The following is a 24403-nucleotide window of genomic DNA, read 5'->3' as shown; positions in this document are numbered from 1 at the left end:
TCGTTTGTCAGCCCACCCCACGCGGCGCATCATCGGCCTCCATGACCACGCCAGACCACCGCCAGGCCGATATCGATTCGCGCCACGCCGCCATGTCGCTCTCGGCCGCCTTGCCCTGCGATATCGTCCTCTACCTGCTCCTCCCCATGTACGCCGCCCAGTTCCACGTCAGCCTCGCCGAGGCCGGCGTGCTGCTCGCGGCCAACCGCCTGGTGCGCATCGCCGGCTATCGCTGGGTCGCCAGCTTCTACGCACAACGCGGCGACCGCCCCACCTGCACCCTGGCTGTCTGCGCCGCCATCCTCTGCGCCCTCGGCTATACGGTCGCCAGCGGCTTCTGGGCCCTGCTGCCACTGCGCCTGCTGTGGGGCATGGCCTTCGCCGGACTCAACCTCTCCACCCAGGCCATGTCCACCGCCAACCCCCAGGGCGCAGCCCGCCGCTCCGGCCGCTCGCGCGGCGTCATCGCCATCGGTCCCATGCTCTGGCTGCCTGCCGCCGCACTGCTGGCCCCCCACATCGGACCGCGCATGGTGTTCGCCCTGGTGGCGGCCACAGCACTGCTGGGCCTGCTGGCCGCACGCCGCCTGCCTCAGCACGCCTACGCACCGCCCCAGCCACGCCGCTGGAAACTGCCCAATGCCCTGGACTGGTGGTCCTTCCTCGAAGGGCTGACCCTGGATGGCCTCTTCATCGTCGGCCTGGCCTACATGAGCAAGCAATCCTTCGGCGCTGATGGCGAACTGGTCGCGGGGGTATTGATGGCGCTGCGCTACGCGGGGGAAATCGTCCTGAGCCCTCTGGGCGGATGGCTGGCCGAGCGCTTCGGTGCGGTCAAGGTACTGGTGACGCTGTCACTGGCCACCTGCGTGGCACTGGTCGGCTTCGGCGGGGGATTGCTGTGGCTGTTCGCCGGGCTGATCGTGATCCTGCGGGCTGTGCAACTGCCGCTGCTGGCCCCCATCGTCGCCGCCCGCACGCCACCGGCGCAGCGTGTGCATGCGCTGGCTGGACGTGCGATCTGGCGCGATATCGGCGCAGGCATGGGGCCGATGCTGGCCGGCCTGCTGCTGCCGGTGATGTCATCCCTGTGGCTCTACAGCCTCGCGGCCTCGGCCCTGGCGCTGGCAGCCATCGCCTGCGGACGCCAGCCGGTACCCGTGCCGCCAGCGCCCCTCTCCGGTCAGCCCTGAGCAGGGCGGGGTGCGCTTTATGCGGTGAACAGATATCGATCTGCCCATTGCTTCGTTCACAGCAGCACGCAGCTTGACTAGCATGGCCCTGATCCCTTCCTTGCCGGACTCAGGAGCCTCCATGAACGATCACCACATCTACCAGGAACTCGGCCACTTCGCGACTGAACCGCTGCTGCCCGCCGAAGGCCGTGCCATCGGCGCTGCCTTCGTCATTGGCCTGTCCGTGCTGGGTGCGCTGTACCTCCTGCAACACTGGCTGGGCGCAGCTGGTTGAACGAGCGGCTGGTCAGGGCTGGCGGCAGTCGCTCAGCATCTCCGCCTGCGAGATGTTGCTGCCCGCCGGCACGCTGTGCGTGAGCCACACGTTGCCGCCAATGACCGACCCTCGCCCGATGGTGATGCGGCCCAGCAGCGTCGCGCCCGCATAGACCACCACGTCATCCTCGACGATGGGATGGCGTGCAATCCCCTTGACCAATGAACCGTCCGGCTCCTGCGGAAAACGCTTGGCACCCAGCGTCACGGCCTGGTACAGGCGTACGTTGCGGCCAATGATGGTGGTCTCGCCGATCACCACCCCGGTGCCGTGATCGATGAAGAAACTCGGCCCGATCTGCGCCGCCGGATGGATGTCGATGCCGGTGGCCGAATGCGCGATGTCGGCAATCAGCCGCGCCAGCAGCGGTGCTCCCAGCTGATGCAGGGCGTGCGCCAGGCGATGATAGATGATCGCCGTGGTGCCCGGATAACACAGCAAAATCTCCGAAATGCTCGACGCCGCCGGGTCGCCGTGATACGCCGCCTGGATGTCGCTGACCAGGATGTCGCGCACGCCCGGCAACTGGTGCGCGAAGTCGCGCGTGATGGCCGTGGCACGTTCCCGCAGCAGACCATCCTCTTCCACATCGCTGCTGAAATACAGACTGCGCCGCACCTGCTCGCGCAGAATGGACAACGCTGCATTCAACTGGCTTCCAACGAAATAATCGATGGTCTCATCGGATAAATCGGTGTGCCCGTAATGCGTGGGGAACAAGGCGGCCTGCAGATGCTGCAACAGCTTCTGCATGGCTTCCCGCGAGGGGAGTTCGCGGATCTCGCCGCGGTAGCGGATCTTGTTGGTGACTTCGCGCGAGGTACGCAGGCCGGCGACCACGGCGGACAAGCCCAGGCCTGCAGACTCAACCGAGTCAGACAATGCGTTCAGTTCGGGGATGTAATCAGGTTCCATGCCCGCATGCTATCAAAAATGCGCGCGGGGTGCCGGACAGGGCAGGGAAGCCATCGAAGAGAAAAGCCAGGCGGGGAAACACGGGAAGAGAGATTCGCGGTGCCCAGTTCTATCTGAAAAGTGGCACCGCTGTTGAATCTGCTCTGGTCATGGACTGTACCCGCGAATGAAGGTTCCTGCAAAGTATCATTGCGCATATCCTCATGCGCATTTGATCTGCCGCAAATCCGCACCACGCTTGCCTGGCCAGCCGACGCCGTGAGACTTGATGAATATCTCACGACATGATGCATTTATATCATTCAGGAAAATCCTGACGCAAAAGCGCGTCACCTCAGGAAGCTCCCGATGTTGGGTGGAACAACAAAAACTTAAAGTCTCGTCATACCAGCTGCAGCAAGAAGTCCGAGCGAGGGGCGAGGACCAGGCAGCCAAACCAGGAGAGACTCGATGTTCCACGCCAAGAAAAACCGCTTCGTTGCCGCCACCGTCGCCGCTGTCGTGCTGGCCTCCAGCGCACCGGCCTCGTTTGCCGCCACCGCCAGCGGTACGCTGACCATCAGCGCTTCGGTCGTGGCCTCCTGCACCGTGGTCGGTTCGGCCATCGCCTTCGGCGCCTACACCCAGAGCCTGGTCAACCAGTCCGGCACCATCACCGTCCTGTGCACCAACGGTACTGCCTACAACGTCGGTCTTGACGCTGGTACTGGAACCGGTTCCACCGTCAGCAGCCGCAAGATGAGCGCGGCCGGCGGCGGTACCCTGAACTACGCGCTGTACCGCGATTCGGCCCGCAGCAACAATTGGGGCTCGACCATCGGCACCGACACCGTCACCGGGACCGGCTCCGGCCTGACCCAGACGCTGACCGTCTACGGTCAGATTCCTGCCGCCCAGACCCCGTTGGCGGGCGCTTATTCGGACACCGTGACCGTCACGCTGACCTACTGATGTTGCGCCACATGCGGCAGCAGGCCTGATTCCCTGCGCCCATCGTGGCTTTTAGGGCCTGTTCACATTCAATCTGTGAGTGCGAGAGGTCGCCAAGCGTTGTCTGCCTAGGCGGGGCGACGCGCCGTGGTGGTGCCACGGCAAGGAGCTGCAACAACGGCAGGCGACGCTTGGCGGCCTCTCCCTGGGGGCAACGCATCTCACAGATTGAATGTGAACAGGCCCTAGTACCTCGATTACCGGGAAGCCCTGAGGGGGGCTTACTTTTGGGCGTACTTCCGCAAGGAGGTGCGCCCTTTTTTTGTTTGTGATGCAATACGGGCTCGATCCGACAGATCCAACAAGGGAGGCCTTTCCATGCGCGCACCGCGGTTTTCATCGTTCCACCTTGCGCTTCTTTCTCTGCTGTCCAGTCTGCTGCTGTCCGCCGCAGCGGCCCGTGCGCAAGTCCCGGTGCAGGTGCCGGCCGCCGTCCCGGTGCCGGCCAGTACTGCTGCCCCTTCGCCGGTGGCCAGCGACATCACCCGCAGTTGCGCGGCGGGCAGCGGCTGCGTGCTGACCTGCCTGAACATGGCGGCCGAAACGGTCATGACCGAGACCGCCACGCGCGCGGTCCGCATCATCTCGCTGGCCAACGGCAACAGCGAATTCCGCATGGACAACGGCAATGCCGGTATCAACGTGATCCTGGTCTCGCATGACAACCTGATGTGCAAGCTCAGCGGTGGCGTCTGAGCTCCAGTCAGACGAGGCTTCAGCTTCCCAGCAATTTTTCCCGTACTGATTCTTCCTCGGCATGGCTGGCACTGGCACGTGCCAGATCTGACAAGGACAGCACGCCGACCAGCTGTCGGCGCTCCGGTCCGTTCACCACCGGCAGGCGCGCGACACCTTGTCGTGCCATCGCCCCTGCAGCCGCGCGTGCACTCAGGTGGGGTAGCAGGTAGCCGGCATCGGCTTGCATCAGGGTGCCGCAGCCTGCGGCCGGATCGGCGGCCTGCAGGCGGCTCAGCGCAACCATGCCGAGCAGGCGGCCATGCGCCGTCACCGGATAGTAGCGATGCACACGCTCTGCCGCGCGGCACCGCGCCAGCGCTTCACCGGCCGGCAGCGCCGCTTCCAGCGCCTGCGGGGCGGACATCAGGTCTTCCACATGCAGCCGTTCCAGCGGATCGACACCATATTCGCGATGCACATGCAGGCCGCGCCGTGCGATCTTCTCGGTCATGATGGAGCGCTTCATCGACAACACGTTGACGCCATAGGCAACGGCCGTGGTGGCAATCAGCGGTAGCAGCGCATTGCCCGCGTGGGTCAGGCCGAAGGCGAAGACGATGGCCGTCAGCGGCGCACCGAGCACGCTGCCCAGCACACCGGCCATGCAGACCAGCGGCCATAGTCCCGGCGAGCCGCCCGGCAGCCACGGTGCGAGCACCAGGCCCAGACCGGCCCCCATCATCAGCAGCGGTGCCAGCACCCCGCCCGAGGTCCCCGACCCCAGCGCCAGCAGCCAGATTGCCGCCTTCACCAGCAGCAGCGCCAGGGCCGCCGACACCAGCATGTGCTGGTTCAGCAGGTCGGCGATGACGTCGTAGCCCACGCCCAATGCGCGTGGTTGCAACAACCCGCCGAGCCCGACGGCGATGCCGCCCAGCGCCGGCCACCACATCCAGTGCAGCGGCAAGCGATGGAAGCCGTCCTCAATGCGATACAGGGCCAGCGTCAGCAGCGCCGCCAGCACACCGCTGGCCAGGCCGGCGGCGAGGCAGGACAACAGGGCGATCGGCGCGGCCGGTGCCACTTCCAGCGGAAACAGCACGCCACCTTCCATCAGCCACGGCCGCAGGAAGCCTGCGATGGCGCAGGCCAGCGCGACCGGCAGCAGACTGCGCGGGCGCAGTTCGAACAGCAGCAGTTCCACCGCCAGCAGCAGAGCGGCCAGGGGCGTGCCGAAGATCGCCGTCATGCCGGCACAGGCTCCCGCGACCAGCAGGGTCTTGCGCTCGGCCGCAGTCAGGTGCAGCCACTGCGCCAGCAGGGAGCCGAGCGAGCCGCCGGTCATGATGATCGGCCCTTCGGCACCGAACGGACCGCCGCTGCCGATGACGATGCCCGATGACAGCGGTTTCAGCAACGCGACCTTGGGCGACATGCGACTCTTGCCGAAGAGGATGGCCTCGATCGCTTCCGGAATGCCGTGGCCCCGGATCTTGTCGCTGCCGTAGCGCGCCATGAGTCCGACGGTGAGACCACCGATCACCGGCAGCAGGGCCGCCATCCAGCCCAGTGTATGCGCGGCAGGCGAACTGGCCTCGAAGGACAGGCGCTGGAAGTAGAACAGGTTGGTGAAGAGCGCAATGAGCTTGAGCAGCAGCCAGGCCGCGCCCGTGGACAGCGCGCCGATGGCCGCCCCGATGGCGCATAGCAGGGGCAGCCGCCGGCCGGCGGTGTAGTCGCGTTTGTGTTTCATGGAATGGCGAATTTGAGGGGTAGTGGTGACGACCTCATCGTGGAGAAGAAGTCGCATGGATAAAAGGATAGGGAATTAATATATCACAATGTGATATAAAATATTCGGCCAGGAAGAGGCCGGGTGTTGCATGCATGGCGCGACTTATCCGCTTTTCTTCTATGCACAGGAGGAATGATTCGTTCGCAGCATGAGGAGGGCTCGCTACCCTGTGAGCCAGGAAATATCGACCTCAACCATGAATGATGGAGTCCCCATGCCGCAGTACGAAGACAAACGCCAACGCGCCCTCGCCACCGTGGAATTGAACAGCAAGCGCCGCCGCCTCATCGGTGCCGGGCTGGCCCTGGGTGCGGCCGGTGCGGCTGCGGCATTCAGTCCGCGCCTGGCGCACGCGGCTACGCGCCAGTTGCGTGTGGGTTATCAGAAAGGGGCGCTGAGCATCATTCGCGCCCACGGCACGCTGGAGCAGCGGCTGGCATCGCTGGGGGCGACCGTGAAGTGGGTGGAATTCAGTGCCGGCCCGGTGCAGCTGGAAGCGCTGGGGGCGGGCTCGATCGATTTCGGCGACGTCGGCGAAGCGCCGCCCATCTTTTCGCAGGCGGCCGGCACGCCGCTGGTCTACGTGGGCGCGACGGTGCCGCGTCCTTATGTGGAAGCAATCCTGGTCAAGGATGACAGCCTGCAGAAACCGGCGCAGCTCAAGGGCAAGCGCATCGCCCTGAACAAGGGTTCCAACGTGCATTACTTCCTGGTCAAGCTGCTGGAAAAGCATGGCCTGCAATACGGCGACGTGACCCCGGTCTGGCTGGCACCGGCCGATGCGCGCGCTGCGTTTGAACGCGGCTCGGTCGATGCCTGGGCGATCTGGGAGCCCTATCTGGCGGCCGCCCAGCAGACCCTGAAGGCGCGCATCCTGGCCGACGCCGACGGGGTGGTCAAGAATCGTGCCTATTATTTTTCGACCCGTGATTATGCGCGGGACAATGCCGACCTCATCCGCATCGCGCTGGAAGAGCTGGCCAAGGTAGATGAGTTCGCCAAGACGCGCCCCGATGACTACGCCAGCGAACTGGCCGGCATCCTGGGGCTACCCAAGGGCGTTTTGGACGTGGTGGTGCGCCGCTACAACTACGGTACGCTGCCGATCACGCACGCCATTCTCGACGAGCAGCAGCAGATCGCCGATACCTTCCTCGATCTCAAGCTGATCCCGAAGAAAATCAACCTGCGCGAGACGGCACCGCCCTGGCTGGCGTAAACCATCCGCGCACGGTTCGTCACACCATGAACAAGGCCGCCGCAGGAAAACCCTGCGGCGGCCTTGTCGTTCTCGCGTAGCGGTTGATCAGGCCTTGAACTGCAACGCGTTGGTCAGGTCGCCCATGGGCTGCTGGCCGCGCGCGATCATGGCGTCGTCACGTTCCTTGAGGCCATTGAGCTTTTCCAGGCCGAAGGTGCGGGTGATGAGGCGCAGGATGGAGGCAGTGTCATACACGGTGTGATCCACTGTCCCCTTCCGTGCGAAGGGCGAGATCACCAGCGCCGGCACCCGCGTGCCCGGACCCCAGCGGTCGCCCTTGGGCGGGGCCACGTGATCCCACCAGCCGCCGTTCTCATCAAAGGTGATGACCACCACCATGTTCTTCCACTGCGGGCTGGCCTGCAGGCTCTTGACGATGTGGGCGATGTGGCGGTCACCCGAGGCGATGTCGGCGTAACCGGCGTGCAGGTTGAGGTTGCCCTGCGGTTTGTAGAAGGTCACCGGCGGCAGGCGGCCCGCCTCGACATCGGCCAGGAAGCGGTTGGTGCGCGACTCGTCGCCCAGGCCGCCATCCCGCAGGCGCTTGTTGCGCTCGGCCGGATTTTCCGGACCCAGGTTCTTGAAGTAGTTGAAGGGCTGGTGGTGATACTGGAAATTGGGAATCTTGGGGATGCCCTTGGAATCCTTGAACTCATCCATCGTGGCCTGCCATGCACCCGCATACCAGGCCCAGTCGATGCCCTTCTTGTTGAGCTTGTCGCCGATGTGTTCATGCGTCTGCGGCACCAGCACGCTGGGCTGATTGGGTTCGGCGTAGGCCGGATTGTTGCGGTCGCGGCTCCAGGTCGGCCAGTACGGCGGGGCCATGGTGTTGACGGCGTAGCCGTCCGGCGTCAGTGCGCTGGGGCCGAACTTCGGCGGACCTTGCAGGGCGCTGGCCGGGCTGCCTTCGGCCGGCACCAGTTCCGGCGAGAGCGGATCATTGTTTTTGGTCTTGGCCACTTGCGTGCGTGAGACCGAGCTCATCACGTTCGGATAGTAGGGCGCAGTGGCGCAGATCAGGTACTGGTGGTTCAGGAAGGAGCCGCCGAAGGCCCCCTGGAAGAAGTTGTCGCACAGCACGAATTCGCGCGCCACGTCCCACAGGCGCAGGTTGTAGCGGGTGTCCGCATAGTGGCCCATGGTCAGGCCACCGGAATCGGCCCAGGCCACGAAGCCATCGTTCTTGCCGCCGTTGATCTGCATCTGGTTCTGGTAGAACACGTGCCACAGGTCGCGCGTGACCAGGCTCAGCGGCAGCGCTTCGCCTTGCGGGCCCTTGAGCGCATAGGGTGCATTGGGCAAGCTGGTCTGGTATTGCTTGCCGCCGGCATAGTTGACGCCTTCCACGCTCTGGTCCTGGATCAGCACGCCGTTCCAGGCGGGCGGCAATTCCTTGAGCAGGCTGCCGTCGCGGTCACGCTGCTGGTAGTCCGAGGGCTTGAGCGAAGAGAGCGGCTTTTCCAGGCCGGGGAAATCGGCGAAGAGATTGTTGAAGCTGCGGTTCTCGGCGTAGATCACCACGATGGTCTTGACGTTCTCGCGCAGGGCGCGGTCCAGCGCGGCGGACTCGGCCGGGTTGCCGCTGGGGTAGGGCACCGGTCCCTGGCCTTCGGTGGCGCAGGCGGCCAGGGTGGTGCCGGCACCGAGGGCCGCCATGCTGCCCAGGAAGCGGCGGCGGCCGGGTTGTTGCGGGATAGGGGGCGTTTCGCTGGACGCAGGCTGGCTGCCGGCGATGTCGTCGTCGTGCTTGCTCATGGATGAATTTCCTGTCGGATATTGTTGTGGGGTTTGGCGCGTTGCGGGGGCAGCATAGCGCGACCGTATGACAAGGATGTGTCTTTTCCATCATGCTGGCAATCAAGAAAGTGACGAAACCGGCACCAAGAGACAGTGAAAGTTTGAGTAAAAGAAACGCTAGGATGGTGCTCATGCGTGGCGAAGGCCATAAAATGCGTCGACCGCACCGGTTGGGGCCACGCATCTCGCGGCCCGGCGACCGGGTCAGGTGAGTCCGGCAGGCCAGGGGATGGCCGGTTCGGCGCTCATGTCAAGGCGGTCTTGTTTGACGAGGGAATCATGGTGCTCAAAACTTTCCAATACCTGCTCATCGGTGCGGGCTTCAGTGCGTGCATGGTGTTCATGCTGGCGCTCGCCATCACGGAGCCGCTGACCTAGTGGCCTGGCGGCAGGGCCGGACGCGCAGTCCGGCCGCCCATCATCAGTACGTCCTATTTGCCTTGCAGCACCGGTTTTCCTGACCGGTTGACGGCGATGAACAAGGCCATCAACCCGACGAACGCGCCGAACAGCAGGGTGGCGTTCAGGATCACGCGCGGATAGCCGAGCGCGTTGACGTCGATGAAGGGGTAGGGATAGAAGCCCGACAGTGCCCCTCGCCACAGCGTCACCATCAGATACCCCAACGGGTAGACCAGCCACAGCAGTGCCTTCTTCAGCGAGGCTTGGAATACCGGCACGAAAAAAATCCAGTACACGATCGCCAGCAGCGGCACCACCGTATGCAGGCTCTCATTGACCAGCGCGCGAAAGCCCGTGGGCGTCCACAAATGGCGCAGCAGCAGGTTGTAGGCGATGCCGACGAAGGCCAGGTACGTGACCACGGCCGAGATCACGGTGGGCTGCCGGAAGAAGCGGCTCATGGGCGATCTCAGCGAGAGCGCCAGCGAGGTAAAGCACAGCGCGCTCATGAGGATGGTGAGGTTGGTCAGGTACATGGTCAGCCGGTCCAGGCCATCCAGGATGCCGCCGCCGCGTGCCAGCAGGCGGTTGATGGTGATGTCGGTCTGTGCCACGAAGGCGAACCAGCTGATCACGGCGATCAGGCCGGCGACCGTGCGGGCGGCGGCCGAGTGGCGGCGCGCCGGGAAGAGATGTGCGCCAAAGGAATCCAGCGATTCCGGCGAGGGGATCCTGTCGTTGCTCATGGTGTGGTCTGTGGGAGGAGAGAGGACTGCTGCCGCCGGACGGGTGGAGCTCCGGCGGCAACCGGCAATGGCTCCATCATAAATCGGGCGGGCATGGTTGTGCTTGCCGCATGACATTCATTTTCAACGCTTACATCAAGACACATCGCCGATGCCCTTTGCGAGGGGCCTGTCGCATTCATGGTTGCGAGAACGCATTGCGGATGCGGCAGGCTCCTTCTTCGGGATGAAGCTGGCTCATCCATGCGGTGAATTGTGCTCATCAATGCGTTCAGTGGGGGACGAATGTGGCCTTGAAAAGTGGGGAAATTGACCGGTTGAATTTCTAAGTTTTTTCGCTGTTGAGGACGATCGAAGTGGTCGCCATAAAAATGGACAGGTTCTCTGCAAGCCATATCCGGAGCGGACTTTGTGGAGGAGAGTGTCGCCTTGTGGCGACGCCTGCTCTCTAACAACTGTTACATTTTTTTTAGTTACAAGGCGCTTCAAAATATAAATAATTTGCCCTGTATTCGCTGTGTATTCACTGCAGAAAAACGGTGCTTCCGGCGATGCATTCACTGTTACAAATTTGCGGTGAACTTTGCAAAAGGCATCCTGCCGAATCGCACAGGTTTCCTCCCGGACAACGCCTGGATGCTTCGCGTTCGGGCAGTCCATTCCCCTCTCATGGACCTCGGGAGGAGCCGCTTCCGTCGACCTTGTCGACGTTCCGACGCGCCGCTCGTGTTGCCGGTCTTTCCGATGATCGTGCAGGGCGGCCTGGCACCGCGCAGGCGGTGCGCGTCATGACGCTGTCGTGCGCACCTTGGCGCAGGCTTATTTTTCGCGCGTAGATTTTTACGCATCAGGCACTACCATTTCAGGAGATCACATGCTTCGCTCGGAATCCCTCTTCGGCAAACGCGAAACCAGTTCGACCAATTCCCCGTTCAGCAGTGCGGGCAACGTCTCTTCTACTACAGGCGGCAATGTGACCAGCGTGAACAAACCTACCCAATATCCTTCTTCCGTCTCCAACACTGCGCCTGCGGCGACCGAGGAGAGCGGCAGCAAGCTGACCGTCGGCCCCAACATCAAGGTCAAGGGCGAGATCGAGGACTGCGACACGCTCGTCGTCGAAGGCAAGGTGCAAGCCACGATCAACTGCCGTGTGGTGCAGATTGCCGAGCGTGGTGCGTTCAAGGGTTCGGCGGAGATCGATCTGGCCGAGATCCGTGGCGAGTTCGATGGTGATCTCACCGTGCGCCAGAAGCTGGTGATCTATTCCAGCGGCAAGGTGACCGGCAAGATTCGTTACGGCAAGCTGGTGATTGAAGAGGGTGGCCAGTTGGCCGGTGATCTGCAGGTGGGCGGCGGTCACGAGCAGAAGGATCTGTTGCAGAAGACCGCATGAGCTCCCCTGCGGGTGGTGCCGAAGTCGCAGTCTCGCGCGCCATCCGGTGAGGAGGCCTCTTGAGGCCGGGCCAGTGGTGTGTCTTGCTGGTCTCGTTTCTTTTTGGAAATAATTTCCGGGGCGAGGCGCGATTTGTTGTCAAATCGTGCCGATCTGCCGTGATTTCTGTCGGAATGACCTCGCTTTGACGCGTCCGGCGCGCGTTTGCGCGTGCCGGATTTGTCCGCATGGCCCGGCCGTGCGACAATAGCGCCTTTCGTCCTTTTGCCCGAAAGCCGGGCCGGTAGCGTCCCTGCGTGGGGCTGCCGACGGGACGCTGGCGCTTCTCGGTTTCATTCCTCAGTTCACTCATGGCTCACCCGGAATACATTCTTACCTTGTCCTGCCTGGACCAGCGCGGCATCGTGCATCGCGTCTCGGGCTTCCTGGCCGATCACGGCTGCAACATCATCGATTCGGCGCAGTTTGGCGATGCGCAGTCCAAGCTGTTCTTCATGCGCGTGCATTTTTCTTCGGAAGATGCGGGTGTGTCGGATGCGGTCTTGCGTGCGGATTTCGGCGTGCTGGGCGATTCGCTGCAGATGAACTGGCAGTTGCATGATGCGGGCAAGAAGCCGCGTGTGATGCTGATGGTGTCCAAGATCGGTCACTGTCTCAACGATCTGCTGTTCCGCTACAAGAGCGGTTTGCTGCCGGTGGAGATTCCGGCGATTGTCTCCAACCATACTGATTTCTATCAGCTGGCTGCGAGCTACAACATTCCTTTCCATCATCTGCCGCTGGCTACCGGCTCTTCCATCGAGACCAAGCGGGCCCAGGAGCAGCGGATCATGGAAATCGTCGATGCCAACCAGATCGATCTGGTGGTGTTGGCGCGTTACATGCAGATCCTCTCGCCTGAGATGTGCGAGGCCTTGCGCGGGCGGGCGATCAATATTCACCACTCTTTCCTGCCTAGCTTCAAGGGCGCCAAGCCTTACTATCAGGCGCATGATCGTGGCGTTAAGTTGATTGGAGCTACTGCGCACTTCGTTACCGGAGATCTGGATGAAGGTCCGATCATCGAGCAAGGCGTCGAACGCGTGGATCACTCCATGGGGCCCGATACCCTCACCGCCATCGGGCGCGATATCGAATGCGTCGTGCTGGCGCGCGCTGTCAAATGGTTTACCGAGCATCGTATCTTGCTCAATGGACATAAGACCGTGATCTTCAACTGATCCGCTGCTTGTCTTTGCCTTGGACGCCGTCCGGCCTTTGGTCGGGCGGCGTTTTTGTTTTTGTTTTTGGTTTTGGTTTTGTTGTCTTGGCTGAGTGCTTTTCTGGTTGTTCGGTTTGGGGCAGTCTGCACGGGATTTCTTCCTGCGCTCTAGCTTAATTCTTATCATTCTCCGGTCGGGAGGACGCGCCGGGAGCGGCCCGGCAGCCGCTCACTTTTCTTGTCTCGCCAAGAAAAGTAAGCAAAAGAAGGCGACCCCAAAGAGCCAGCCCTCCTGCGGAGGGTCCCCGCCGCAGCAGAGCGAAAAGTGGGAAGGATAGAGTCGCTTCGCTCCCACTATCCTTCTGATCCACTTTTCGCTCCGCTGCGGCGGCTGGCTCTATGGGGACGACCCCCCCCACGGGCTCGCCTGCGGCCTCGCCACATCTCCGACTCGCCTTCGGCTTTGGGGTGGCTCGCCTGCGGCATCGATCTTTTGTTCGTTCCCATTCTCGCTCTGGGTTTTGGGTTTTTCCTTTTTTGTTCTTTTGTTTTTCTGGTTTTGGTTTTTGTTTAAATAATTTCCGTCCGTTCGTCCTGAGTAGTCGCGCAGCGACGTATCGAAGGCTAAAGAACGCCAAGGCAAAGCCGAAGGCGAGTCGGCGGAGTTGCGGTCGCCTTCTTTTGCTTACTTTTCTTGGCGAGACAAGAAAAGTGAGCGGCTGCCGGGCCGCCCCCGGCGCGTTCTTCCGACCGGAGAGGGAAAATAATTAAGCTAGAGCGCAGGAAAGATTTCCGTGCAGACTACCCCATACCAAAAAACCAGAAAAGCACTCAGCCAAGACAAAACAAACCAAAAACCAAGAAGGTTCACCCCCCAACCGGATACTGCTCCCGCATCACCCGCTTGTTGAGCTTCCCGACGCTAGTGCGAGCCAATTCAGGAACAAACCGCACCCGATCCGGCACGCCATAACGAGAGATGGTCCCAGCCTCGGCAGCAGCCATTACATGCTGCCGGATATCCTCTTCAGAAACCGCAGCCACATCCTTCTTCAGGACGACCAGCGCAACCGGCCGCTCCCCCCATTTACCGTCCTGCACCCCGATGACGGCCGTCTCAGCCACGGCAGGGTGTCGCGCGATGATGTCTTCGATCTGCAGCGAAGAGACCCACTCGCCCCCGGTCTTGATGACATCCTTGATCCGATCCGTGACCTGCAGATAGCCTTCGGCATCGAGATGCCCGATATCCTGGGTATGCAACCACCCCCCACGCCACAATTCTTCAGAGGCTTCCGCCTGATGCAGATACCCCTGCGTCAGCCAGGGCGCACGCACCACCACTTCGCCTGTGCTCTTGCCATCCCGCGGACAATCATTCATATCGCCATCCACCGTGCGCAAGGCCACCAGCGGCACCGGCCGCCCGGTCTTCACGCGCAGGACGGCTTCACGCTCGCTGCCCAGGTCCTCGGTCGGCACCTGCGCCAGCGTCAATATCGGACAAGTCTCCGACATCCCGTAACCGGTAAAGACATCTATCCCCCGATCCCGCGCCATGCGCGCCAGACTGCCCGTCATCGCCGAACCACCAATGATCATCTTCCACCCTGACAGATCCACTTCCCGCGCCTGCTCGGAGGTCAACACCATCTGCAAAATGGTCGGCACGCAATGCGAGAAGGTCACCTTCTCCTCACGGATCAGCTTGCAGATCGTGTCCGGCACATAGCGCCCCGGATAGACCTGCTTGACCCCCGCCATCGTCGCCACATAAGGCAGCCCCCAGGCATGCACATGGAACATCGGCGTCAACGGCATGTAGACATCATCCCGATGCAAACGCCCCTGATGCGGCGCCAGCGCCAGCCCGGCCGTGGTGCCCAGCGTATGCAGGACCAGTTGCCGATGGCTGAAATACACGCCCTTGGGCAAGCCCGTGGTGCCGGTGGTGTAGAAGGTCGTCGCGCGCGCGTTCTCATCGAAGTCGGGGAAGTCATACCGCGCCGAGGCCTGCGCCAGCAAAGCTTCGTATTCCCCCGCGAAGCCCGGCCCCTGCGGGCAGGGACTGCCATCGTCGGTCAACAGCACGCAGCGCGTGAGGGTGTTCAACTCACCACGGATCTGCTTCAACACCGGCATGAAATCCGAATTCACCAGCAAGACATCAGCCTGCGCATGATTGAGCGTGTAGGCAATCTGCTCCGGCGACAACCGTACATTCACCGTCTGCAACACGCAGCCCATCATCGGCACCGCAAAGAAACACTCCAGATAACGATTGCTGTCCCAGTCCATCACCGCCACCGTATTGCCGGCCTGTACGCCCATTTCCTTGAGCACATTGGCCAGCCGCTGCACGCGCTCGTAAAAACCGGCATAGGTCAGCCGGCGCGCACCGTAAATGATTTCCTGCTCGGGGGCGGTGGCCAGGGCGCTGTGCAGCAACTGCTTGATCAGCAGCGGATAGCCATAGGCCGACGGGGTTTGCTCGATCGTTTGGGGCATGCCGGAGTCTCCTCTGTTGTGCGGCAGCAGGGCCGCCTCTTATGGATGGGATGGATGAAACGAACTCCGATGATACCGCCAAGTCTCCCGCAGGATGGTCGCCGGGACGACGAAATTGTGGATCGTCCCGGCACTCCTTGAGTGGTCAGCGCTTTTCTTCCAGCGAGGTCACGGTCAGCGCACCATCGACCCGGTCAGCGGTGAAGCTGATCTTCTCGCCTTCGCGTGCCCGCGCCAGGATCTCGGGATCGGCCTTGAACACCATCGTCATGCCGCCCATCTGCAGATTGGGAATCTCCGCATGGCGGATGGTGAGCTTGCCCGTGCTGGTGTCGACCCTGCGGATTTCGCCATCCACTTTGGGTGCATCACCCTGTGCGTGTGCCGCCAGCGCGGTAAAACAAAGGGCCGTGGTGAGGAGGAGGGAGCGCAACATGGTCTTTCCTTTCGTGAAGTCGTCAGCGACGCAAGGTCGCTGATCCAAAAACAATGATGTAAAAATATGATGATAGAGGTGCTCAATAAGTTATTTTTTTCAATGATGTCCTTGATGCCCTCCCGGCTTGATGACCTCCAGCGTGGCTGGCGCAGCCGGGCCGGAAGGAGCGGCTCGCCGGGTCTCGGGCATCTCGCCCTGCCATTCCCGCGCCACCGTGCCGGCCGGTGCGCGATACCAGCCCGGATCCCGGTAATCATCCCGGGCCAGGCTGCGCCGGACCTTCACGGTGCTGAACATGCCACCCATCTCGATGGGGCCATACGGTCCGCGTCCGGTCATCATCGGCAGGGTGTTGTCGGGCAGGGGCATCTCCATCTCGCCCATCGATCCCCCCTTGTCACCCATGGCCATGTAGTCGGGAATGAGACGGCTGATCTTGCTGACGACCTTGGACTGGTCCACCCCGATCATGGTCGGCAGGTCATGGCCCATGGCGTTCATGGTGTGATGCGCCTTGTGGCAGTGCAGGGCCCAGTCGCCTTCTTCAGTGGCATCGAACTCGATGGCCCGCATCTGGCCCACCGCAATGTCGGTGGTGACCTCGGGCCAGCGCGCCGTCGGCGGCACCCAGCCGCCATCGGTGCCGGTCACGCTGAACTCGTGGCCGTGCAGGTGCAGCGGGTGATTGGTCATGGTGAGATTGCCCACGCGGATGCGCACGCGGTCGTTCTGCCGCACCACCAGCGGGTCGATGCCGGGGAAGGCCCGGCTGTTCCAGGTCCACAGGTTGAAGTCCAGCATGGTGCTGACCTTGGGCACCGAGGCGCCCGGCGCGATGTCGTAGGCATTCATCAGGAACACGAAATCCCGATCCACCCGCATGACGCCAGGATCCTTGGGATGCGTCACCCAGAACCCCATCATGCCCATGGCCATCTGTACCATCTCGTCGGCATGCGGGTGATACATGAAGGTGCCGGCGCGTTTGGCGGTGAACTCATACACATAGGTCTTGCCAGGCGGGATGGCCGCTTGCGTCAGGCCCGATACGCCATCCATGCCATTGGGCAGGCGCTGTCCGTGCCAGTGCACCGAGGTCGCTTCGGGTAGCTTGTTGGTCACGAAGATGCGCACCTTGTCGCCTTCCACCACCTCGATGGTCGGGCCCGGGCTCTGGCCGTTGTAGCCCCACAGCCTGGCCTTCATGCCGGGCGCGATCTCGCGCTCCACGGCTTCAGCGATCAGGTGAAATTCCTTGATGCCGTTCTTCATGCGCCAGGGCAGGGTCCAGCCATTGAGCGTGACCACCGGCTGGTAAGGGTGGCCAGTGGCGGGTTGCAGCGGGGGCTGCGTGGCGGCGCTGGTTTGCAGCGGGGCTTCAGGCAGACCGGCGGCACCGGCGCGGCTGACGGCACCGGCAGTTACGGCGAGCGCCGCGCCTTGCAGGAAGTGGCGGCGCGCTTTGTCGTTCGGGTTCATGGTTGCTCTCCTGGTTGGGGACGGCCGCCCAGCGCCTGTTGCAGGCTGGCGTCGGCGATCCAGAAATCACGCTGGGCATCGATGGCGGCATTGACCGTGGCCGCCTGTTCGCGCGCATCGGCAAGCAAGGCGAAGACGCTGATGAGCATGCCGTTGTAGCGCAGCAGGTTTTCTTCGGCGATGCGCTGGCGCAGCGGCACCAGTTCATCCTGGTAGCGCCGTGCCAGCACATAGGCATCCTGCCGCTCACGCCAGGCCAGGCGTGCCTGGGCGCGTGCATCGAGAAGAGCCGCAGCCAGCTTGTGCGCACCCTGCAGGTAGATGGCCTCGGCCTTGGCCGTGCGCGCCTCGCCCCAGTCGAAGAGCGGAATCTCCAACGAGATCTCGTAGCCGTTCTCATTGGGCTTGCCGCTCTCGGTGGTGCGCACCGCGCCCAGGTCCAGCACGTTGATGAAGCGGGTGGCGCGGGTCAGTCCCAGCGAAGCTTGCAGGCCCTCCAGTTCGGTGCGGGCGGCCTGGACGTCGAGGCGCTGCTGCAGGGCTTGCTGCTCGATGTCATCGACCGCCTCCAGCTGCTTGGGCAGGGGCGGCAATTGCGCCGGCAGCGCGAAATCCGGTGGCAGCCCCAGCAGGCGGGCCAGCGTTTCCTTGTGCTGCGCCGCTTGCCGGCGCGCCTGCTGCAGGCTGGCCTGCGCCTGGCCATAGAAGAACTGCTCGCGCGCACCATCGAGCTGGCTGATATTGCCCAGCCGCGCCATCTGCGCCGCCAGTTCATGCGCCGCCTCGGCCGCATCGGCCACCTGCTCCTGATACTGCAAGCCCTGCTGCGCGGCCACCGCCTGGTAGTAGGCCTGGCGCGTCTGCGCTGCGAGCGCCAGTACGCGCGCGGCCAGCGACAAGCGCACCTGCTCGAAGCGCCGCTGTTCGATGCGCGCCGCCGCCGGCAGGGTGATGAGGCGCATCAGGCCCAGTGACAGGCTGCGCTCGATCTTGAGATCGTCGCCCGCATGGGTGCGCTTGAAGGAGAAACCGGGATTGGGCAGGCGGCCGGCTTGCACCAGGTCGGCCTCAGCCACGCCCAGTCCGGCGAAATCGGCCTGCAGATCCGGATTGTGGAGGAGGGCGATCTGCACCGCATCGTCGGCACTGGCCAGTCGTGCTGTGCCGCTTGCAGGATCGTGCAGCAAGGCGCGTACGCGCTCGCTGCTGGCCTGGGTCTGTTGCGGGCTGCGGTTCCAGGCCGGGGTGTGGCCCAGGCGCTGCTGGCTGGTCTGCTCGACCTGGCCGAAACCGCCATCCGGCGACAGCTGCGCACAGCCGGCCAGCAAGGCACAGGCGGCCACGGCAGCGGCCCGCCAGGGACGTGAAACTTGGGGAATCATGGAATCCTCGTCTGATGATGATCGTCACGCCACGCGCGCACTGACGTCAGCGCGCACGAGGCTCAGGCGCACGCCAAGGTGCGCAGGGCGTGATCAGGCGAGGGCAGGGGGACGGTCGGGGTTTTCCGGCAGATAGCCGACGAAGCCGGAAGCCGGCAGCGCAATGAATTCGCGCGAGGGAAGATCAGGCGCAGGCGGTGCGCTCAAGGCCAGCGGCAACAGGCCACCGACGGTGCAGGCGGCGCAGAAGCTGCAGGAGGAATGCGTGTGATGTTGCTGATGGGGCGTGTCGGTGGCGTCAGCAGAGGTGAGCTGTGTTGCCGCGCCATGATCGGCGTGATGGCCTTGATGGGCCTGCTGGTCATGATGCTGATGCTGCTCATGCTGCATCTGAGACGCTTGCACTGCGGGCGCATGATGCTGTACCGCCTGCTGCTGCGCAGGCGCGCAGGCCTGCAGCACGGCGGCGAACCCCTGGACGGGAATCGCCAGCGCCAGCAGCCAGAGCAGGAGGAGTTTTGCGCGCAGCATCATGGGCGGCAGTATAGACCGGGGCCGTCCCTGCGATCAACCTGTACGGCCGGCTTCAGGCCGCGGCCTTGCGATCGCGCAAGCCGCGCACCAGGCGCAGGCCGTTGAAGACCACGATCAGGCTGGCCCCCATGTCGGCAAACACCGCCATCCACAGCGAACTCATGCCCACCAGCGCCAGCGCCAGGAACACCGCCTTGATACCCAGCGCAATGCTGATGTTCTGCACCAGGACCGTGTGGGCCTTGCGGCTCAGGCGAATGAAGTCGGGGATCTTGCGCAGGTCGTCATCCATCAGGGCCACATCGGCCGTCTCCAGCGCCGTGTCGGTGCCGGCCGCGCCCATGGCGAAACCGATGTCGGCCCGCGCCAGCGCCGGGGCATCGTTGATGCCGTCGCCGACCATGCCCACACCGTGCACGCCATGGCGCGCACTGAGTGCTTCGATGGCCTTGAGCTTGTCTTCCGGCAACTGGTCCCCGCGCGCATCGGCAATGCCGGTCTGACTGGCAATGGCCTGTGCGGTATGGCTGTTGTCGCCGGTCAGCATGATGACTTCCACGCCCAGCGCGCGCAGCTCGGCCACCGCTTCCTTGCTGCTGGGGCGCACCGTGTCTGCCACCGCCACCAGCAACTGCGGCTGGCCGTCACGGCACAGCACGGTGGTGGTCTTGCCCTGCTTCTCGAAGGCTTGCAGGCGCGCCTCCAGCTCCGGGCTGCACTGGCCCAGCTCGTGCACCAGGCGGTGGTTGCCCAAGTGAAGCAGTTGTCCGCCGATGCGCCCCTGCACGCCGCGTCCGGCCAGGGCGGCAAAGTCGCTCACCTCCAAGGTGACGATGTCTTCCTGAAGCGCAATGGCGCGCGAGACCGGGTGGTCCGAGCGCGATGCCAGCGAGACCGCCAGTTGCAGCAGCACCTGTTGATCCGCCCCGGCCTGCAGCGAGACCACATCGGTCACGGCGGGCTTGCCAAAGGTAATCGTGCCGGTCTTGTCCAGCGCCAGCGCGCGCAATTGGCGGCCTTGCTCCAGATAGACGCCGCCCTTGACCAGGATGCCATGCCGCGCCGCCGAGGCCAGTCCGCTGACGATGGTCACCGGCGTGGAGATCACCAGCGCGCAAGGGCAGGCGATCACCAGCAGGACCAGCGCCTTGTACAGCCACGGCTGGAAGGGCGCACCCATCAGCAGCGGCGGCAGCACGGCCACCAGTACCGCCATCAGCACCACCGCCGGGATGTAGTAGCGCGCGAAGTTGTCCACGAAGCGCTGGGTCGGGGCGCGCTGGCCCTGCGCCTGCTGCACGCTCTTGACGATGCGCGCCAGGGTCGAGTCGCCTTGCACGGCCGTCACGCGCATCTCGAAAGCGCCCTGTTCATTGATGGTGCCGGCAAAGACCGGGTCACCGGGCTGCTTCTGTACCGGTATGCTTTCCCCGGTGATGGGGGCCTGGTTGATGCTGGTGCTGCCTGACAGTACCAGGCCATCCAGCGGTACACGTTCCCCGGGGGCGACCCGTACAGTTTCATCCACTGTCACGGTACGGGCCGGTACAGTTGACCAGACACCGTCCGCGCCACGCCGGGTCGCCATGTCGGGCGTCATGGCCATCAGTCCGGCGATGGCGTTGCGGGCGCGGTCCAGCGACAGGGCTTCGATCATCTCGGCCAGGGTAAACAGCACGATCACCACCGCCGCCTCCGGCCACTGGCCGATGACCGCCGCGCCGATCACGGCCAGCGACATCAGGAAGTTCATGTTCAGCGAGAAGTTGCGCAGCGCAATCCAGCCCTTCTTGAGCGTGCCCAGGCCGCCCAGCAGGATGGCGGCAAGCGCCAGCGCAATCACCGGCAGGGAGCGCTCATCACCGCTGGTCCAGGCCAGCACCTCGGCCCCCAGCGCGGCTACGCCCGCCAGCCCCAGCAGCGCCCAGCGGCGCGCCGGGATGCGGTAGGCGGCGGCCTGGTCGGGGGCATCGCGGCCGGCCTCGGCATCCAGTGAATCGGACTTCACGGCCGGCAGCATGTCCAGCGCCTTCAAGGTCTCCACCAGCGGCGCGATGGAGGGCAGTTGGTGCTGCACCGTCAGCTCGCGCTGGATCAGGTTGAATTCCAGCGTGCCCACGCCCGTCATCTGCGAGAGCCGTTCGCGGATCAGCTTTTCTTCGGTCGGGCAATCCATCTTCTGGATGAAGAAGACGGCTTCCTCGGTCTTGCCCTCCAGGTGCGCTGCGGGGACCGGGGCAGGGGCCGCTTCATTGCTGGCGCAGGCATGGCCGGAACAGCAGCCGTGTGCTTGCTGCGCGTGGGTATGGGCATGACCATGGTCGTGCTCATGCTCATGCGCGTGGTCATGCGAATGGTCGTGATCGTGCTTGTGGGAATGTCCAGCCATCGAGGCCTCCTTGTGCAGCCAACAGGTTTCAGGGGTATATTAAAAACCCTGAAGTAACTACAAGGTCAAGCGAGGATCCCATGGATACGTTGAAGATCGGCGAACTGGCTGCCCAGGCAGATTGCCCGGTAGAAACCATTCGTTATTACGAGAAGGAAGAGTTGCTGCCCGAGCCCACACGATCGCAGTCGAATTACCGGCTCTATGGCGCGCGCCACGTGGAGCGGTTGCAATTCATCCGCCATTGCCGTTCGCTGGACATGACGCTCGATGAGGTGCGCGAACTGCTGCGCCTGCGCGACGCGCCCGAGCAGAATTGCGGCGAAGTCAATGCGCTGCTGGACAAGCACATCGGCCACGTGGCCCAGCGCATCCTGCAGTTGCAGGCCCTGCAGGAGCAATTGCACCAGCTGCGCGCCCAGTGCGAGGTGGAACAGCCGGCACGCGACTGCGGCATCCTGCAAGGACTGGCCAGCCTGCCCGACGACATGAAGCCGGCCAATCTCGGCAGCCATGGGGGTGGCTGCCACTGAAGTCCACGTTCAGGCCGGGCGCGCCAGCCAGGCCAGCACTTCCTCGACGACTTCTTCCGGCTTTTCGCGCTGGGGGAAATGCCCGGCCCCCGGGATGAGCACGCGGCGGTAGGCGGCCCCGAAGTAGGGCTCGCGGTCTTCCGAGGTCGAGGGGTGGTTGGCGCCATCCTCAGTGCCATGCAGCACCAGCGTGGGCACCATGATGCGCGGTGTGTCCTGCAATTTGGCTTCCAGCGCCGCATAGGCGGGATCGCCCTCGGCAAAGCCCCAGCGATGCCGGTAGGAATGCACGCAGATCTCGGCCCAGTCGGGATTGTCGAAGGAGGCGGCGGTATTGGCGAATTCGCTCTCGGCAAATTTCCAGGAAGGTGACCAGGTATTCCACATGAAGCGCGCGAAACCACGGCGGTCCTCGCGCAACTCGGTTTCGCCGCGCGGGGTGGCGAAGAACCAGTGGTACCAGTAATTGCGCGATTGCTGCAGCGACAGCCGCTGCCCCGGCGTATTGGTGCCCCAGCCCACCGAGAGGGCGATGCAATGGGCGATGCGTTCGGGGGTCTGCGAAGCGGCGATGTAAGCGGCCCGTGCACCCCAGTCGTGGCCGATGACGGAGTAGCGCGCCAGGCCCAGGGCATCGGCAAAGGCCATCAGGTCGCTGCCCAGCGCGGCCAGCTGGCCGCTGCGGGGTGTCGATTCCGAGAGGAAACGGGTCGGGCCGTAGCCGCGCAGGTAGGGGCGGATCACGCGGTAGCCGGCCGCCCGCAGCGGACCGAGGAAGGCGTCCCAGGTGCGCACGTCGTCCGGCCAGCCATGCAGCAGGATCACGGCGGGGGCCTCTGGCGGGCCACTGGTTTCAAAGCCGATGCGCAGTGTGTCGGTCTCGATGAACGTCAGGTGATTGCTCTGTGGCATGTCGGACGGCCCCCCCCGTGATTTTGATGTTGTTGGTACTAGCTGGATAACGTAATTTTTAGTGATATATGAAGGGTAATTATCATCTCAAGTCGGGATGCGTGCCGCGAGCCATGCATTTTTCGTGCAGGTGAAGGATTTCACCGATTTTCCAGGATCGCTTCCATCATCCACGCCGTCTGCGCAGCGCTGTCGCCACAGGATGGGTGAGGCGCACCTCCGCTCAAGTGCCGTTGCAGGTTGGCCACGTGGTATTGCTGGATGTGTTCCGGATTGGGGATGGCCAGCTCGATGCGTTCGGTCGGCGTAGTCAGCACCAGCGGCCGTTCCTCGAAGATGGAAAATTCCAGCTTGCCCGCACTGCCCGTAATCTCCACCCGGTCCGCCCGTTCAAAGCTGCCGAAGTGCCAGCTGCCGCTGCCGGTGATGCCACTGTGATAGCGCCAGCTGGCCGCCACCGCATCCCGGGCGCTGTAGATCCCTTGCTGGTTGGCGCTGGCCCCGGCTACCTGCGCCACGTCGCCGAAGAAGTGCGAGAACAGGTTCAAGCCATGGCTGGCAAGATCATCGAAGTAGCCGCCCGGTGCGATGCGGGCATCGGTACGCCAGCGGTAGCGCCCCTGCAGGTCATCCGGATGCGGGGTGCGCGCCAGCTGCCAGTGCACGTGGCGCGGCGTGCCGATGCGGCCCTCCTGCAGCCATTGGCGCAGCTGCTCGAAACGCGGCAGCGAGCGCCGGTAATAGGCCACGAAAAACGGTTGTTGCGCTGTTGCGAAGGCATCGAGCATCTGCAGGCATTCGGCATGGCTGGGGGCCATCGGCTTCTCGACGCAGCAGGGTTTGCCGGCGGCGGCCACCTTCAAGGCATAGTGCAGGTGCGTATCGGGCGGGGTGGCGATGTAGACGGCATCGATGCCGGGATCGCCGATGAGCGCATCGGCATCGTCGAACCAGCGCGGCACGCCGTGGCGCTGCGCGTAGTCGGCGGCCAGGGCGGCGTCGCGGCGCATGACGGCGGCCAGTTCGAAACCGGGCGTGCTGCGATAGGCCGGGCCGCTTTTCTTTTCGGTGACGGCACCGCAGCCGATGATGCCCCAGCGCAGCGCGCTCATGCCTGCGGCTCCCCATGGGCGCAGCAGTCCGGCTGCGCGCCGAGGGCATCGAGGATGGGGCAGTCGGGGCGATGGTCGCCATGGCAGTCCTGCACCAGGCGTTCCAGCGTGCCCTTCATGGTCTGCAGTTCGCGGATGCGCTGCTCCAGTTCGCCGATGTGGGTCTGGGCCAGCTGCTTGACCTTGCGACTGGAGCGCGACTGGTCCAGCCACAGCCCGATCAGGTCGCTCACCTGGGGCATGGAAAACCCCAGTTGCCGCGCCTGGCGGATGAAGCGCAGCAGGTGCACGTCGCGCTCGGCATAGACGCGGTAGCCGGCATCGGTGCGGCCGGCCTTGGGGATCAGGCCCGTTTCTTCATAATGGCGAATCATCTTGGCCGAGACACCCGAGGCAGTAGCGGCTTCTCCGATATTCAT

General features: G+C 63.7%; 21 protein-coding genes. 8 read left to right on the top strand and 13 right to left on the bottom strand.

Going from position 1 to position 24403, the window contains the following annotated elements:
* Positions 1–41: 41 nt before the first annotated feature.
* Positions 42–1193 (top strand): MFS transporter, encoded by a 1152-nt coding sequence (locus MKD49_RS16275; protein ID WP_252696829.1) that lies wholly within the window; start codon positions 42–44, stop codon positions 1191–1193.
* 121 nt (positions 1194–1314) lie between these two features.
* On the top strand, positions 1315–1470 hold the full coding sequence (locus tag MKD49_RS16270) for a hypothetical protein (RefSeq protein WP_166675536.1): 156 nt from the start codon (positions 1315–1317) through the stop codon (positions 1468–1470).
* Between the two features lie 12 nt (positions 1471–1482).
* On the opposite strand, the gene epsC is transcribed toward MKD49_RS16270, so the two are convergent.
* Positions 1483–2427: a serine O-acetyltransferase EpsC gene (epsC, locus tag MKD49_RS16265; protein ID WP_121038749.1), complete on the bottom strand. Its 945-nt coding sequence runs from the start codon at positions 2425–2427 to the stop codon at positions 1483–1485.
* 450 nt (positions 2428–2877) lie between these two features.
* Here epsC and MKD49_RS16260 point away from each other — a divergent pair, with 450 nt between their 5' ends.
* Positions 2878–3378, top strand: a complete 501-nt coding sequence (locus MKD49_RS16260; protein WP_121038752.1) for a spore coat U domain-containing protein — start codon at positions 2878–2880, stop codon at positions 3376–3378.
* A 357-nt stretch (positions 3379–3735) separates the two neighbouring features.
* Positions 3736–4113, top strand: a complete 378-nt coding sequence (locus tag MKD49_RS16255) for a hypothetical protein (protein ID WP_121038755.1) — start codon at positions 3736–3738, stop codon at positions 4111–4113.
* Between the two features lie 19 nt (positions 4114–4132).
* Here the strand turns inward: MKD49_RS16255 and MKD49_RS16250 are convergent, their stop codons facing one another.
* On the bottom strand, positions 4133–5848 hold the full coding sequence (locus MKD49_RS16250) for a chloride channel protein (protein WP_252696828.1): 1716 nt from the start codon (positions 5846–5848) through the stop codon (positions 4133–4135).
* Positions 5849–6104: 256 nt separating this feature from the next.
* Between MKD49_RS16250 and MKD49_RS16245 the strand changes: the two genes are divergently transcribed.
* On the top strand, positions 6105–7109 hold the full coding sequence (locus tag MKD49_RS16245) for a sulfonate ABC transporter substrate-binding protein (protein ID WP_121038761.1): 1005 nt from the start codon (positions 6105–6107) through the stop codon (positions 7107–7109).
* Between the two features lie 87 nt (positions 7110–7196).
* On the opposite strand, the gene MKD49_RS16240 is transcribed toward MKD49_RS16245, so the two are convergent.
* Positions 7197–8909 carry an acid phosphatase gene (locus MKD49_RS16240; protein ID WP_252696827.1) on the bottom strand — a complete coding sequence of 571 codons (1713 nt, stop codon included), beginning with the start codon at positions 8907–8909 and terminating at the stop codon, positions 7197–7199.
* Between the two features lie 473 nt (positions 8910–9382).
* Positions 9383–10099, bottom strand: coding sequence for a Pr6Pr family membrane protein (locus MKD49_RS16235; RefSeq protein WP_121038768.1), 717 nt, complete (start codon positions 10097–10099; stop codon positions 9383–9385).
* Between the two features lie 874 nt (positions 10100–10973).
* Here MKD49_RS16235 and MKD49_RS16230 point away from each other — a divergent pair.
* A complete protein-coding gene (locus tag MKD49_RS16230) occupies positions 10974–11495 on the top strand; it encodes a polymer-forming cytoskeletal protein (protein WP_039787631.1) in 522 nt (173 codons plus the stop codon).
* A 350-nt stretch (positions 11496–11845) separates the two neighbouring features.
* Complete coding sequence (gene purU / locus MKD49_RS16225) at positions 11846–12715, top strand: formyltetrahydrofolate deformylase (protein ID WP_134221901.1); 870 nt, start codon at positions 11846–11848, stop codon at positions 12713–12715.
* Between the two features lie 848 nt (positions 12716–13563).
* On the opposite strand, the gene MKD49_RS16220 is transcribed toward purU, so the two are convergent.
* From MKD49_RS16220 to MKD49_RS16195, 6 genes are all read right to left on the bottom strand, one after another.
* Positions 13564–15204: a fatty acid--CoA ligase gene (locus tag MKD49_RS16220; protein ID WP_252696826.1), complete on the bottom strand. Its 1641-nt coding sequence runs from the start codon at positions 15202–15204 to the stop codon at positions 13564–13566.
* Positions 15205–15349: 145 nt separating this feature from the next.
* A complete protein-coding gene (locus MKD49_RS16215) occupies positions 15350–15640 on the bottom strand; it encodes a copper-binding protein (protein ID WP_121038777.1) in 291 nt (96 codons plus the stop codon).
* Between the two features lie 99 nt (positions 15641–15739).
* Positions 15740–17122, bottom strand: a complete 1383-nt coding sequence (locus tag MKD49_RS16210) for a multicopper oxidase family protein (protein ID WP_252696825.1) — start codon at positions 17120–17122, stop codon at positions 15740–15742.
* On the bottom strand, positions 17119–18504 hold the full coding sequence (locus MKD49_RS16205; protein WP_252696824.1) for a TolC family protein: 1386 nt from the start codon (positions 18502–18504) through the stop codon (positions 17119–17121). Before MKD49_RS16205 ends, MKD49_RS16210 begins: the two co-directional genes overlap by 4 nt.
* 93 nt (positions 18505–18597) lie before the next feature.
* Positions 18598–19038: a hypothetical protein gene (locus MKD49_RS16200; RefSeq protein WP_252696823.1), complete on the bottom strand. Its 441-nt coding sequence runs from the start codon at positions 19036–19038 to the stop codon at positions 18598–18600.
* Between the two features lie 52 nt (positions 19039–19090).
* A complete protein-coding gene (locus tag MKD49_RS16195; protein ID WP_252696822.1) occupies positions 19091–21427 on the bottom strand; it encodes a heavy metal translocating P-type ATPase in 2337 nt (778 codons plus the stop codon).
* 80 nt (positions 21428–21507) lie between these two features.
* Here MKD49_RS16195 and cadR point away from each other — a divergent pair, with 80 nt between their 5' ends.
* A complete protein-coding gene (gene cadR, locus MKD49_RS16190; RefSeq protein ID WP_121038792.1) occupies positions 21508–21960 on the top strand; it encodes a Cd(II)/Pb(II)-responsive transcriptional regulator in 453 nt (150 codons plus the stop codon).
* A gap of 9 nt (positions 21961–21969) precedes the next feature.
* On the opposite strand, the gene MKD49_RS16185 is transcribed toward cadR, so the two are convergent.
* The 3 genes from MKD49_RS16185 to cueR all read right to left on the bottom strand — a co-directional run bounded on the left by MKD49_RS16185 (position 21970) and on the right by cueR (position 24403).
* Complete coding sequence (locus MKD49_RS16185) at positions 21970–22872, bottom strand: alpha/beta fold hydrolase (protein ID WP_121038795.1); 903 nt, start codon at positions 22870–22872, stop codon at positions 21970–21972.
* A 140-nt stretch (positions 22873–23012) separates the two neighbouring features.
* Positions 23013–23984 carry a Gfo/Idh/MocA family protein gene (locus MKD49_RS16180; protein ID WP_252696821.1) on the bottom strand — a complete coding sequence of 324 codons (972 nt, stop codon included), beginning with the start codon at positions 23982–23984 and terminating at the stop codon, positions 23013–23015.
* Positions 23981–24403: a Cu(I)-responsive transcriptional regulator gene (gene cueR / locus MKD49_RS16175; protein WP_252696820.1), complete on the bottom strand. Its 423-nt coding sequence runs from the start codon at positions 24401–24403 to the stop codon at positions 23981–23983. Before cueR ends, MKD49_RS16180 begins: the two co-directional genes overlap by 4 nt.

The organism is Herbaspirillum sp. WGmk3 (genome assembly GCF_023952535.1).
Taxonomy (GTDB): Bacteria; Pseudomonadota; Gammaproteobacteria; order Burkholderiales; family Burkholderiaceae_D; genus Herbaspirillum; species Herbaspirillum huttiense.
Note: the sequence above shows the minus strand (reverse complement) of the source record. Positions and strands in the feature narration are given on the sequence as shown.

What these genes read in the sequence shown, in the direction of transcription:
- MKD49_RS16275 (WP_252696829.1), top strand. Translation starts at nt 42, where the DNA reads ATGACCACGCCAGACCACCGCCAGGCCGATATCGATTCGCGCCACGCC.
- MKD49_RS16270 (WP_166675536.1), top strand. Translation starts at nt 1,315, where the DNA reads ATGAACGATCACCACATCTACCAGGAACTCGGCCACTTCGCGACTGAA.
- epsC (WP_121038749.1), bottom strand. Translation starts at nt 2,427, where the DNA reads ATGGAACCTGATTACATCCCCGAACTGAACGCATTGTCTGACTCGGTT.
- MKD49_RS16260 (WP_121038752.1), top strand. Translation starts at nt 2,878, where the DNA reads ATGTTCCACGCCAAGAAAAACCGCTTCGTTGCCGCCACCGTCGCCGCT.
- MKD49_RS16255 (WP_121038755.1), top strand. Translation starts at nt 3,736, where the DNA reads ATGCGCGCACCGCGGTTTTCATCGTTCCACCTTGCGCTTCTTTCTCTG.
- MKD49_RS16250 (WP_252696828.1), bottom strand. Translation starts at nt 5,848, where the DNA reads ATGAAACACAAACGCGACTACACCGCCGGCCGGCGGCTGCCCCTGCTA.
- MKD49_RS16245 (WP_121038761.1), top strand. Translation starts at nt 6,105, where the DNA reads ATGCCGCAGTACGAAGACAAACGCCAACGCGCCCTCGCCACCGTGGAA.
- MKD49_RS16240 (WP_252696827.1), bottom strand. Translation starts at nt 8,909, where the DNA reads ATGAGCAAGCACGACGACGACATCGCCGGCAGCCAGCCTGCGTCCAGC.
- MKD49_RS16235 (WP_121038768.1), bottom strand. Translation starts at nt 10,099, where the DNA reads ATGAGCAACGACAGGATCCCCTCGCCGGAATCGCTGGATTCCTTTGGC.
- MKD49_RS16230 (WP_039787631.1), top strand. Translation starts at nt 10,974, where the DNA reads ATGCTTCGCTCGGAATCCCTCTTCGGCAAACGCGAAACCAGTTCGACC.
- purU (WP_134221901.1), top strand. Translation starts at nt 11,846, where the DNA reads ATGGCTCACCCGGAATACATTCTTACCTTGTCCTGCCTGGACCAGCGC.
- MKD49_RS16220 (WP_252696826.1), bottom strand. Translation starts at nt 15,204, where the DNA reads ATGCCCCAAACGATCGAGCAAACCCCGTCGGCCTATGGCTATCCGCTG.
- MKD49_RS16215 (WP_121038777.1), bottom strand. Translation starts at nt 15,640, where the DNA reads ATGTTGCGCTCCCTCCTCCTCACCACGGCCCTTTGTTTTACCGCGCTG.
- MKD49_RS16210 (WP_252696825.1), bottom strand. Translation starts at nt 17,122, where the DNA reads ATGAACCCGAACGACAAAGCGCGCCGCCACTTCCTGCAAGGCGCGGCG.
- MKD49_RS16205 (WP_252696824.1), bottom strand. Translation starts at nt 18,504, where the DNA reads ATGATTCCCCAAGTTTCACGTCCCTGGCGGGCCGCTGCCGTGGCCGCC.
- MKD49_RS16200 (WP_252696823.1), bottom strand. Translation starts at nt 19,038, where the DNA reads ATGATGCTGCGCGCAAAACTCCTCCTGCTCTGGCTGCTGGCGCTGGCG.
- MKD49_RS16195 (WP_252696822.1), bottom strand. Translation starts at nt 21,427, where the DNA reads ATGGCTGGACATTCCCACAAGCACGATCACGACCATTCGCATGACCAC.
- cadR (WP_121038792.1), top strand. Translation starts at nt 21,508, where the DNA reads ATGGATACGTTGAAGATCGGCGAACTGGCTGCCCAGGCAGATTGCCCG.
- MKD49_RS16185 (WP_121038795.1), bottom strand. Translation starts at nt 22,872, where the DNA reads ATGCCACAGAGCAATCACCTGACGTTCATCGAGACCGACACACTGCGC.
- MKD49_RS16180 (WP_252696821.1), bottom strand. Translation starts at nt 23,984, where the DNA reads ATGAGCGCGCTGCGCTGGGGCATCATCGGCTGCGGTGCCGTCACCGAA.
- cueR (WP_252696820.1), bottom strand. Translation starts at nt 24,403, where the DNA reads ATGAATATCGGAGAAGCCGCTACTGCCTCGGGTGTCTCGGCCAAGATG.